An 11,797-nucleotide genomic window follows, 5' to 3' on the forward strand; every position below is an offset into this window, starting at 1 on the left:
CGGGATTGTGACCAAGGCAATCCTGAAATTACTCTTGTTGAGTATTGGTTTTTGTCTGCCTGGTATTTGCTGTGGCGACGCTAACCCAGCCATAAGTCGCGAATATCAACTTAAAACCGCTTATCTATTTCATTTTGCCGAACTGGCGCAATGGCCAGATTCGACACAAATGACTATCTGCGTAAAAGGTGACAATCCTTTGCGTTTTTATCTGCCGGCGCTGGAAGGCATGGAAGTCGATAACAAAATCGTACATATTCTGCTCGATCCTGTTTTTGCTATCGAGCAATGCCAGATTTTGTTTCTCAGCGAACTGGATGCGCTTTCCGAAGCGATGCTGACGCAAGCCAAAATACACCATGTATTACTGGTCAGCGATGTTGAGCAGTTTGCCAGCAAGGGCGGCATGATTCAATTTACCCTGCGTGATAATAAATTAAAGCTAATAGTCAATCTTGCTTCAGTCAGGGCAGCCAATTTACGGCTCAGCTCAAAACTGTTGCGAATGGCGGAGATACTGGAATGAGCATAAGACATAAACCTCGAGTTTCCATCAGCCGCAAGCTGGCGTTAATTCTGAGACTGATGGCAGGTTTAACGCTGTTGGTGGCAAGCTTGACATTGGCGTTTCGTGAATATAACGCGCTGCATGAAAACATAGGCAATCAACTCACATTAATGGCCGATATGATAGGGCAAAATAGCAGTGTCGCCTTGTTATTCGATGACAACAAAACGGCTAAAGAAGTTTTGGATTCACTCAAGCATGACCCCGACATCATTGCTGCGATTATTGAAAACTCATCGGGAGAAACTTTTGCCACCTATGCGCATGCGGAACAACATTGGACCGGCTTTTGGCCGGCTTTTTTACCCCAAACTCGCGAGGTCCGACGAGCTATTTTATTTAGTAATGATGAGATCGTCGGCAACATTACGCTAGTCGCAGATTTACATCGGCATTATCTTGCTTTGTTAGACAACATGGCCATTAACGCCGGCATTGTCTTCATTGCGCTGAGTTTGGCCGGCTTGTTTGTATTACGTCTGCAACGCTCGTTGCTGCGTCCTATCATACAGTTAGCCGAGACTGCACGTCAGATCGAACGTGACAATGATTACAGCATGCGCTCGGTATATGCCGGTAATGATGAAATCAGTGATTTATCAGATGCTTTTAATAACATGCTGCAGCAGATTCAGCTAAATGAAACTGACTTGGAAATGCAAGTACTTAACCGTACCCATGAACTGCAAATAGCCAAGCAAGCCGCCGAATCGGCTAATCAGGCCAAAAGTGAGTTTTTGGCCAATATGAGTCACGAAATTCGTACGCCGATGAACGCTATCGTGGGGTTGGTGGAACTGTGTCTGAATACCCCGTTGACTGACAAACAATGTCAATATCTGCAACGCGTACAAATGGCATCACGCTCGCTGATGACTATCATTAACGATATTTTGGATTTTTCCAAAATGGAAGCCGGTAAAATGGAGCTGGAGAGCATTCCATTTTTACTGCAGGATATACTGGATCAGGTGTATTCCACCATGGCAGAGCTATCGGCTCGTAAAAATCTCAGCTTAAATCACTCACAAACAGACCACGGCCTTGCTGTCATAGGTGACCCACAACGTTTGCAGCAAGTTTTAATCAATTTAATCGGCAATGCCATTAAATTTACCGCGCGTGGTGAAGTCAAGGTGACTGTCAGTGAAATCAGTCGTGATTCAGAAAAGGTTTTTTTGCAGTTTTGTGTCAGCGATACAGGAATTGGTATCAGTGTCGAACAACAAAACCGCTTGTTTCAGGCTTTTACTCAGGGTGACAGTAGCGTCACGCGCAATTACGGTGGCACTGGCTTGGGTTTGATTATTTCAAAGCGATTGATCGAACAAATGGGCGGCAGTATTTATTTGGAAAGTGAACTGAATGTCGGTTCTCGTTTTATATTTACAGTTAGATTCGGCCTGTCCGATTTAACCAATGTTAGGCAGGTAGAACAGCAAGATCACCTACAACTTGAATCTCAGCAGTTACAAGTCCTGCCGGGTATGCGGGTATTGCTGGCGGAAGATAATGAGATTAATCGGATTGTGGCAGTGGAGTTGCTGAAAAAAATGCAAATCCAGGTTGATATTGCCGAAAATGGTGCCATTGCCTTAAATAAAGTGCAATGTAATCGGTACGATACTGTTTTGATGGATGTGCAGATGCCGGTTATGGATGGCTATATGGCAACTCAACGCATAAAAGAAATGCCAGAGTATCAAGATCTGCCTATCATAGCCATGACAGCCAACGCTATGCAGGAAGACAGATTAAAATGCCTACAGGCTGGGATGGTCGATCACATCAGTAAACCCATCTTGCCGATCACTTTGTACAGGGTGCTAGCAAAATGGGTTAAGCCTGAAAAACTATAGCCTACTTTCCCTGCTCGGTGACTATTACGCCAATACCATTCTTTTGCAGTAATTCTTTGATGGTGGCAACGCTGGTAGGGTTATCGTAAGGTCCGATTTTGATGCGATGCCAATTAACATTACCTACTTTTGCTTTTTCAACCTTAGCTTCAATACCGAGAGTGGCCAACCGGGCTTTATGACGTTCGGCATCGGCAGCTTCACGAAATGAACCCGCTTGCATCATATATTTGCTGGCTTTGGTTTTGCCCACTAGTTCTTCACGAACCCGACTTTTGATTTCATAATCCGGTACCACGGTTTCTGCCTGCGGCAAAATCGTATAAAAATCGTAGCTGGGTTCTACTGGTTGTTCGGGTTCTGGTTCTGGTTTTGGCTCTGGTTTCTTTTCCGCTTCGTTAGTAGCGGTTGTTTTGGGTTGAAGCGGAATTTCTTGTTTGATAGGTTGGCTAACCTCGACTTCCGCATTGCCGGAAACCAGCTCAGTCACCTTGTTACGTATCATATTCAAAAACACTATAAACGCCACAATCAAGGCCGCGACTAACAACCAGCGCCACCACAGGGTTGGTCCCTTTTTTTGGCGTCTGCGTGTCGCGTTGTAACTACTGGACTGTACGCGATGTTTATAGTCTCTGGGCATTACATCGATTCCGGCAGATGGATTTTCAGTAAGTTCAGAGCGTTGGCCAGCACTTGCTTGACTGCGCAAATTAAATTTAGACGCGCATTGCATAGCGGCTCATCGTCCACTAAAAACTGATGGGCATTGTAATAACTATGAAACTGATTGGCTAATTCACGCAGGTAATGAATTAATTGGTGTGGTTCGTATTGCAGCGCAGAGCGTTCCAATATCTCAGGATATTTAGATAAAGTGGTCAATAAGGCAGTTTCCTGCGCTTCAGTCAGTAAATTCAAATGTTGCATGCCCAAATGTAAATTGCGTTCACGGCCTTTTTCATCCAGTTGCCGCAACACGCTGCAAACCCTCGCATAGGCATACTGCACATAATAAACCGGGTTCTCATTGCTTTTGGAGGTAGCCAGCTTTAAATCAAAATCCATGTGCTGCTCGGATTTACGCATCACATAAAAAAAACGGCAAGCATCTTTGCCTACTTCGTTGCGCAATTGACGCAAGGTGACAAATTCACCGGATCGGGTGGACATCTGTACTTTTTCATCACCTCGATACAGCACCGCAAATTGCACCAGTAATACTTTTAACTTGGAATTATCTGCACCCAAAGCTTGCATGGCTGCGTTGACACGTGGAATATAGCCATGGTGATCGGCACCCCAGATATTCACAATTTGATCAAAGCCGCGATCCAGTTTGTTCATGTGATAAGCAATATCGGAGGCAAAATAGGTGCTTTGACCATTGTCGCGTATTACCACTCGATCTTTTTCATCACCCAAGCGGCTGGAAGCAAACCAAGTGGCACCATCCTGTTTGTAGAGATATCCCGCTTCATCCAAGCGTTGTAGTGCTAGCTGTAGAGAGTTATCCTCCATCAGCGAGCGTTCGGAAAACCAGTGTTGATAGCTAACGCCAAATTCCTGCAAATCGTCTTTGATATCGGCAAGAATCTCATTCAAACCGGCCTGAAATACATCATTGTATTGGTTCGGTCCTAATAAAGTTTTAGCACGATCGATCAAGGCATCTATATGTTTTTCCTTGTCGCCGCCTTGCAGCTCATCGGGCGGAATGTCTTCCAGCACCAATTCAACCGGTCGGCGATAATCGTTACCCGATTTTTTGTGTAAATTAAACGCGGTTTCGCGCACATATTCACCGCGATAACCGTTACTGGGAAATGGCAACACTTCGCCACATTCTTCCAAATAGCGTAACCAGACACTAGTAGCCAGAATGTCCATCTGCCGGCCGGCATCGTTGACATAATATTCGCGCTCAACTTTGAAGCCGGCGGCTTGCAATAAGTCTGCTACAGCCGAACCATAGGCAGCTCCGCGACCATGGCCGACATGAAGCGGTCCTGTTGGATTAGCCGAGACAAATTCCACCTGCACCCGTTTACCGGCACCGATGTCGCTTAAGCCAAACTCAGAGCCGGCATCATGGATATGTTTAACGATTTCAAATTGGCTATCAGGGTTGATGAAAAAATTGATAAAGCCGGGGCCAGCAATTTCAACTTTGCTAACCAGGTTATGGGTGGGAATTTCGGCGATGATTTTTTCAGCCAGTTGGCGAGGATTGGTTTTGGCGGGTTTAGCCAGCAGCATGGCCAGGTTAGTGGCAAAATCACCATGTTGACTGTCGCGCGCGCGTTCCAAATTAACTTGCACAACAATTTCATGGTCAAGAACACCTTGCGTTTTCAGGGCATCAACAGCATGTTGCAACAGGTATTCGAGCTTATGTTTCATTATCGGAGCTAAGAAAAAGTAGGTAAAAATTGTCCTTATTATCTATTAAAAAGCCCTTAATAGCTACCAAGGTGGGCTTAGGTGAGGAAGATATGAGTCGTTAGAGACGTTTACCAAACAGGGCAGTGCCAACTCTAACCATGCTGGCGCCCTCCATGATGGCGGCCTTCAAATCCCCGCTCATGCCAAACGAAAAGCTATCTAACTCCGGTCTATTAAGTTGCTGTACCGCTAGATACAGTTGTCGATAGGGTTGGCGTTGTTTGGCGTAGTTTGATTCGGGCTCCGGTATAGCCATTACCCCTCGTAGTCGTATGCGGGGTAATGCGCTTACTGCCGCAACTAAATCGGGTAGCTTGCCAATACTAACGCCGGATTTACTGCTTTCTTCGCTAATATTGACTTGTAGGCAAATGTTTAGCGGCGGCAAATAGTCAGGGCGTTGTTCACTAAGACGTTGAGCAATTTTTAAGCGATCGACGCTGTGCACCCAATCGAAATGGCTGGCTAGTGGTTTGGTTTTATTGGATTGGATTGGTCCGATAAAATGCCAAGTGATGTTAAATGCGGCTAATTGCTGCTGCTTGAGCAAGGCTTCTTGCAGGTAATTCTCGGCAAAATGTCGCTGCCCTAGTCTATATAACGCAGCAATATCACTCGCTGGCTTGGTTTTACTAACAGCCAGTAATTGCACGCTACCGCGTGGTCGACTGGCAATACCGGTGGCGTGGCGAATTTGACTTTGTATGTGTTGAAAACGCTCAACCATGCTGTCTGTCATTTAATCTTCCCGGCGTTTACCGACAAAAAACCTGGAAAAAAGCAAGCCTGATTCAAATAACAGCCACATAGGGACGGCTAACAAAGTTTGCGACAGCGCATCGGGCGGGGTTAGAAACATTGCAACCACAAATACGCCGACAATCACATAAGGGCGTTTTTCAGACAGGCTCTGGGGCGTGGTAATTCCGGCCCAAACTAAAACTATGGTGAAAATAGGTATTTCAAACGACACCCCAAAGGCAAAAAACATTGCCAATATAAAATCCAGATAAGTGGCAATATCGGTCATCACCGTTACACCAGCGGGTGCTGCCGAAGTTAAATAACCAAAAACTAACGGAAACACCACAAAATACGCAAATGCCGCGCCGGTATAGAACAGCACTGTGCTGGCGAATAATAGCGGTAATACCATCAGTTTTTCATGGCGATAGAGGCCGGGGGCTACAAAACCCCAAAATTGAAACAATATGTAGGGAATGCAGGCAAATATCGCTACTACTAATGCCAATTTAATCGGGGTAAAAAACGGCGAGGCGACGTCAATTGCGATCATGGTGCTGTTTTTGGGCATATGCACCAATAAGGGCTCTGCAATATATTGATATATTTCGTTGGCGTAACTGGCGGTGCCGATAAAGACCAGTAATACGCACAAGACTACACGCAGCAAGCGATCACGCAATTCGATCAAATGGCTGATAAAAGGCAGTTCGCCTGCAGGATCAAACGGGTTTTTCATTATTTGACGTGTTTTCGCCACTGGTTTCAATGTTGATTTTTATATCGTCTACTGCAATTTGCGTTTCGCTAGCAATTTGCTGCAATTCATCAGTAATGCTTTGTTGCTGTTGCAGCAGTTGGCGCATTTCTTCGGCATGTAATTCTTGTTTGATTTCCGCCTTAACGTTGGCAATCGTGTTGCGAGTCTTGCCTAGCCAGAAACCGGCAATGCGTGCTGCCTTGGGCAGTCTTTCCGGGCCGATCACCAGTAAGGCGATCAAACCCACCATAACTAATTCGGAAAAGCCGACATCAAACATAGCCGATCAGGCCTCGTCTTTTTCTTTGTGGGTAACTTCGCCGTCTAGGGTTTCGCCTTTTTCTTCGGTAATGGTTTTGTCCTCTTCACCGTCTTTCATGGCGCCGCGAAAACCTTTGATGGCATCACCCAGATCTCCACCGACATTTTTCAGTCGTTTGGTACCGAACACCAAAATTACAATAACCAGTACGATTAACAATTGAGTCATGCTAATGCCCATCTTTCACTCCTTCATATTAATTAGGATGATTGGTGCGCTGGGCCTTTTCCTGTAAGCCGGACAAGCCGAAGCGACGCTGTAATTCGTTGATAACCAGTTCAGGGCCCAAGCCCTGATCTGCCAACATCACCATGCAATGAAACCATAAGTCAGCCGTTTCATAAATAATTTTATCTTTATCACCATCTTTAGCAGCTATAACAGTTTCTGTCGCCTCTTCGCCAATTTTTTTCAAAATATGATCCAGGCCTTTGGCATAAAGACTGGCAACATAAGATTGATCGGCAGATTGTTGTTTGCGTTGTTCCAAAATTTCAGCTAGCTGCTGTAAGACATCATTCATTAACAGGTACTCTTGAGTGGTTTCTGCAAAAAATCATATCACGTTGGAAGACTGGCCAAAACGACAGGCAAAAAAAAACCTCCATTGCTTGCGCAAAAGGAGGTTAAAAAAACAAGCAGAGTGCTATGAGGAGGTTCCGCTTGTATTACAACACCAGGAGGTAGTTACAAATTCTTTAAAGTTAACCGTTGATATGTGTGCTTTGCCTATCTTTAGGGAGGTATCGGCAAACTACACGTTTGAAATAACAAAAAACCTGATTAAAACTCAAAATACCTGTGAAACAGGGAGGTAATCAGAATATCTTTGTTTAAGCCATTCATATGGTTTCAATTCTAATAAAATTAAAGCCATTCTTGACAAAGCTGTCTTGCTTTGCTCTTCAGTTGCAGCGTACTATACAGTATAAAAAAATGTTTACAATTGTGTGTTTATAAAATAGATTGTAAATAATAAAGAAACAATAGAAAAGTCAAACATTTTTTGCAAATATCAATCCAGCTAATGAGGCGTCAATGGATAAATTAACCAGTATGAATGTATTCGCTCGGGTTGCTAAAGCAGGTAGTTTTGCTGGCGCCGCTAAGGAGTTGGATATCTCCAGAGCCATGGCGACCAAGCATATTATGCAGCTGGAAAGCCAGCTAAATACTCGATTATTTAATCGTACCACTCGTAGTATCAGTCTGACAGAAGCGGGTGCCGAGTATCTCGAACGCTGTCTCCAGGTTTTACTGGATGTTGAGGAGATGGAGTCAGCTGTTACCAAATTACAAACCGAACCTCGTGGGTTGCTTAAAATATGTGCTCCGCCAGTAATTGGCGCCACCCATATTGCCCCCGGATTGACTCAGTATTTAAAAAACTATCCGGATTTGTCGGTGGAAATGATATTAAAAGGTGGGCAAGTCGATTTGATTGACGAAGGTGTCGACATTGCTATTTATTTAGGTCAACTCAATGATACCAGTCTAGTGGCGCGCAAACTGGCCAGCTCATCGCTGGTAGTGTGTGCTTCAGCAGATTATCTAAATCTGCACGGCACACCACAAGATCCGGAAGATCTGGAAAACCATAGCTGCCTGATCAATTGGGCGATACCGCCGCGTGATAAATGGCGTTTCAAAGGCATACTGGGTGATCGCACTGTCACAGTCACCGGTCGTATGCAAGCCAACATGGCAGACCCAGTCCGTAATGCTGCAGTCAATGGTTTAGGCTTGATCATGTTGCCGCGCTACATCGTTGGTCGCGACATTGAGCTAGGACGCTTGCAAGTAGTGATGGAACAATACGCTATCAGCCCGTTGGCCATCTATGCGGTTTATCCACACCGGAAATATTTATCGGCCAAAGTCCGTTCTTTTCTGGATTTTATTCAAGGTTGGCTGCCGCACCGTATCGGTATGGATGCGCCGTGATTGAGCAAGCCAAATGGGACAAATTTTATAGTCATAACCAGCAGTCGATTGATCCCTCGCAAGTGCTTTACGAGCATGCTTATTTATTACCCAAACAAGGCAAAGCACTCGATTTAGCCTGTGGTTTGGGCGGTAATGCCCTGTTTTTAGCCAGGCTTGGTTTGCAAGTCGATGCCTGGGATATTTCTTCCGTTGCCTTAACTCGTTTGCAAACTCAAGCCGATCAAATATCACTTCCCATCACTACCTGGCAATGCGATATCAGACAAAAAATCCTCCCACTTAAGCATTATGATGTAATTGTCATTAGTCGTTTCCTTGACCGATCCCTGTGTAATGCGATAATGGGAGCCTTAAAACCCGAAGGCCTGTTGTTTTATCAGACATTTACCCGCAACAAACTTGATCAACACGGCCCTAGCAATCCGGACTATTTGCTGGGTGATAATGAATTACTCAGCCTGTTTCCCTCGCTAAGCCTGGTGTTTTATCAGGAATACGCTCGTATTGGCGACTGGCGTTATGGCAATAGAAATGAAGCCTGCTTCATCGGACAAAAATTCTAACCGGTATAAACATGATTGAAAATCTCGACCCCAAGCAAGCTTGGGCTTTACTGCAGGATAACCCGTCAGCTGTGTTGATTGACGTTAGAACCGCTATCGAACACAGTTTTGTCGGTCATCCGCCTAAAGCTATCCATGTCGCTTGGAAAGAATTTCCCGGCATGCAGTTAAATACCGCTTTTGTCGAACAAGTGCAGCAACAGGTAGCTGATAAATCAGCGCCGGTTTTGTTGCTTTGCCGTAGTGGTCAACGCTCAGTTGATGCGGCTAAAGCACTGGAAACCAATGGTTACCAACACCTGATCAATATTCTGGAAGGCTTTGAAGGCCCTTTGGATGAAAACAAACATCGCAACACTGTTGGCGGCTGGCGTTTCCACGACTTGCCCTGGCAACAAAGCTAATGTAGGCCGGTTAGTACCCAGAATCCAGCCACCCCATTTCATGTTGGTTTGCGCATAATAGGCGAAATCAACCTTGTATCGATTCTTTTAAATACCCAAGTAAATCCTGTGATAGAAAAATTAAGAAATATCGCAATCATTGCGCACGTTGACCATGGTAAAACGACGTTGGTTGATAAATTATTAGAGCAGTCAGGTACTTTTTCTGCTCATGAAAAGACCTCTGAAAGAATGATGGATTCCAACGAGCTTGAAAAAGAGCGTGGTATTACCATTCTGGCGAAAAATACCGCGATAGACTGGAACGGCTATCACATCAATATCGTTGACACCCCGGGCCATGCCGATTTTGGTGGTGAGGTTGAACGGGTTTTATCTATGGTTGACTCGGTTTTATTATTAGTCGATGCGGTTGACGGCCCGATGCCACAAACACGTTTTGTGACTAAAAAAGCCTTTGCTTTAGGTTTAAAGCCTATTGTGGTTATCAATAAAGTAGATCGCCCCGGCGCGCGTCCTGATTGGGTTGTCGATCAAACTTTTGATTTGTTCGATAACTTAGGCGCTACGGATGAGCAACTGGATTTCCCAATTGTTTATGCTTCTGCGTTAAATGGTTTTGCTGGATTGGAAGCCGATGTTTCAGGTGGCGATATGACACCGCTGTTTCAAACCATCGTTGATAAAGTGGCGCCGCCACCAGTAGAGATTGATGCGCCATTCCAAATGCAGGTTATCAGCTTAGACTATAACTCTTATGTCGGCGTTATCGGTATCGGCCGTATTCAGCATGGCAAAGTGACACGTAATATGCCGCTAACCATCGTGGATAATGAAGGTAAAACCCGTAACGGTCGTATGTTGAAACTGTTTGGTTTTCATGGCTTAGAGCGGGTGGAAGTTGAAACTGCGCAAGCGGGCGACATTATTGCTTTCTGCGGCATTGAGAATTTAAAAATTTCAGAAACATTATGCGATCCTAATAATGTTGTTGCATTACCTGCCCTATCGGTTGACGAGCCGACTGTCAGCATGACATTCCAAGTCAATAATTCACCGTTTGCGGGTAAAGAAGGTAAATTCATTACCACACGGCAAATTTATGATCGTTTACAAAAAGAGTTACAACACAACGTCGCTTTACGTGTTGAAACCACTGATGATCCGGATAAATTTAAAGTATCAGGGCGTGGTGAATTACATTTATCGGTCTTGATCGAGAATATGCGTCGTGAAGGTTTCGAGCTTGGTGTATCGCGTCCGCAAGTAATTATTAGAGAAATTGACGGTGTTAAATCAGAACCGTTTGAAAATGTAACGATAGAAGTTGAAGAACAGCATCAAGGCGCCATCATGGAAAAATTAGGTGACCGTAAAGGTGATCTAAAAGACATGGTGCCAGATGGTAAAGGTCGTATTCGTTTGGAATATATTGTACCTTCTCGTGGCTTATTAGGATTTCAAACAGAGTTTTTAACCGCAACCTCCGGGTCTGGTTTGTTCTATCACGTATTTGATCATTACGGCCCGGTAAAAGAAGGTGCTGTGGGTAATCGGATTCGTGGTGTTTTGATCTCGATGTCTAAAGGTAAAGCGGTTGATTACTCTTTATACCCACTCCAAGCTCGCGGTGAGTTATTAGTGGTTAATGGTGATGAAATCTATGAAGGTCAATTAGTCGGTATTCATTCGCGGACTAACGATTTAGTGGTTAACCCAACTAAACCCAAGCCGCTAACTAACGTGCGTGCTTCGGGTACTGATGATAGTTTGACCTGCGCTAAAATTCAAAAAATGACTTTGGAGCAAGCTTTAGAGTTTATCGGTGATGATGAATTAGTCGAAGTAACCCCTAAGTCGATTCGTCTGCGTAAAATCTTATTGACTGAAAACGAAAGAAAACGCGCGTCCAGATAATCTGAGTGCTCCAACAAGGTGATCCGTTCCCATGAATGCCAGAAAATGGGGGCGGGTTTACCGAACTATGTATATCCGTCAGTCTATAGACCAGCCAGACAAATAAATTCAGGCATCATGCAAATTCTTCAGCAAGGACTGGTTGGCATGCAGCATGCGGGATAATTCCCGATTTTCGCGGTGCAACTCATAAATCTCGAAGGCATCCTGGATATGCTGGCACAGCGCTCCATCTTCCCAGGGTTTGGTCCACTGCCATTAAGTTAAG

At 44.7% G+C, this 11,797-nt stretch carries 13 protein-coding genes; 6 read left to right on the forward strand and 7 right to left on the reverse strand.

What is annotated here, in order from left to right:
- Window positions 1–7 precede the first annotated feature (7 nt).
- Window positions 8–526, forward strand: coding sequence for a YfiR family protein (locus tag A1359_RS16145; protein WP_232322302.1), 519 nt, complete (start codon window positions 8–10; stop codon window positions 524–526).
- On the forward strand, window positions 523–2,427 hold the full coding sequence (locus tag A1359_RS16150; RefSeq protein WP_066985432.1) for an ATP-binding protein: 1,905 nt from the start codon (window positions 523–525) through the stop codon (window positions 2,425–2,427). Before A1359_RS16145 ends, A1359_RS16150 begins: the two co-directional genes overlap by 4 nt.
- A gap of 1 nt (window position 2,428) precedes the next feature.
- Here the strand turns inward: A1359_RS16150 and A1359_RS16155 are convergent, their stop codons facing one another.
- The 7 genes from A1359_RS16155 to A1359_RS16185 all read right to left on the reverse strand — a co-directional run bounded on the left by A1359_RS16155 (window position 2,429) and on the right by A1359_RS16185 (window position 7,221).
- Complete coding sequence (locus tag A1359_RS16155; RefSeq protein ID WP_066985435.1) at window positions 2,429–3,070, reverse strand: SPOR domain-containing protein; 642 nt, start codon at window positions 3,068–3,070, stop codon at window positions 2,429–2,431.
- Window positions 3,070–4,830: an arginine--tRNA ligase gene (argS, locus tag A1359_RS16160; RefSeq protein WP_066985438.1), complete on the reverse strand. Its 1,761-nt coding sequence runs from the start codon at window positions 4,828–4,830 to the stop codon at window positions 3,070–3,072. The genes A1359_RS16155 and argS overlap by 1 nt, the downstream gene beginning before the upstream one ends.
- Window positions 4,831–4,930: 100 nt before the next feature.
- On the reverse strand, window positions 4,931–5,611 hold the full coding sequence (locus A1359_RS16165; protein WP_232322307.1) for a YggS family pyridoxal phosphate-dependent enzyme: 681 nt from the start codon (window positions 5,609–5,611) through the stop codon (window positions 4,931–4,933).
- Window positions 5,612–6,355, reverse strand: coding sequence for a twin-arginine translocase subunit TatC (gene tatC, locus A1359_RS16170; protein WP_066985441.1), 744 nt, complete (start codon window positions 6,353–6,355; stop codon window positions 5,612–5,614).
- The gene (gene tatB, locus A1359_RS16175) at window positions 6,339–6,656 is read right to left on the reverse strand and encodes a Sec-independent protein translocase protein TatB (protein WP_066985444.1); all 318 of its coding nucleotides are present in this window, start codon (window positions 6,654–6,656) and stop codon (window positions 6,339–6,341) included. Before tatB ends, tatC begins: the two co-directional genes overlap by 17 nt.
- Before the next feature lie 6 nt (window positions 6,657–6,662).
- Window positions 6,663–6,878: a twin-arginine translocase TatA/TatE family subunit gene (gene tatA, locus A1359_RS16180; protein ID WP_066985447.1), complete on the reverse strand. Its 216-nt coding sequence runs from the start codon at window positions 6,876–6,878 to the stop codon at window positions 6,663–6,665.
- Window positions 6,879–6,894: 16 nt separating this feature from the next.
- On the reverse strand, window positions 6,895–7,221 hold the full coding sequence (locus tag A1359_RS16185) for a phosphoribosyl-ATP diphosphatase (protein WP_066985450.1): 327 nt from the start codon (window positions 7,219–7,221) through the stop codon (window positions 6,895–6,897).
- A gap of 515 nt (window positions 7,222–7,736) precedes the next feature.
- On the opposite strand from A1359_RS16185, the gene A1359_RS16190 reads away from it, so the two are divergent.
- The 4 genes from A1359_RS16190 to typA all read left to right on the forward strand — a co-directional run bounded on the left by A1359_RS16190 (window position 7,737) and on the right by typA (window position 11,529).
- Complete coding sequence (locus A1359_RS16190) at window positions 7,737–8,642, forward strand: LysR family transcriptional regulator (protein ID WP_066985453.1); 906 nt, start codon at window positions 7,737–7,739, stop codon at window positions 8,640–8,642.
- A complete protein-coding gene (locus A1359_RS16195; protein ID WP_066985462.1) occupies window positions 8,639–9,208 on the forward strand; it encodes a class I SAM-dependent methyltransferase in 570 nt (189 codons plus the stop codon). Before A1359_RS16190 ends, A1359_RS16195 begins: the two co-directional genes overlap by 4 nt.
- Before the next feature lie 11 nt (window positions 9,209–9,219).
- Complete coding sequence (locus tag A1359_RS16200) at window positions 9,220–9,612, forward strand: rhodanese-like domain-containing protein (protein ID WP_066985465.1); 393 nt, start codon at window positions 9,220–9,222, stop codon at window positions 9,610–9,612.
- Window positions 9,613–9,720: 108 nt separating this feature from the next.
- Entirely contained in the window at window positions 9,721–11,529 is a 1,809-nt protein-coding gene (gene typA / locus A1359_RS16205) for a translational GTPase TypA (protein WP_066985481.1), read from the forward strand.
- Window positions 11,530–11,797 lie beyond the last annotated feature (268 nt).

This window comes from Methylomonas lenta (genome assembly GCF_001644015.1).
Taxonomy (GTDB): domain Bacteria; phylum Pseudomonadota; class Gammaproteobacteria; order Methylococcales; family Methylomonadaceae; genus Methylomonas; species Methylomonas lenta.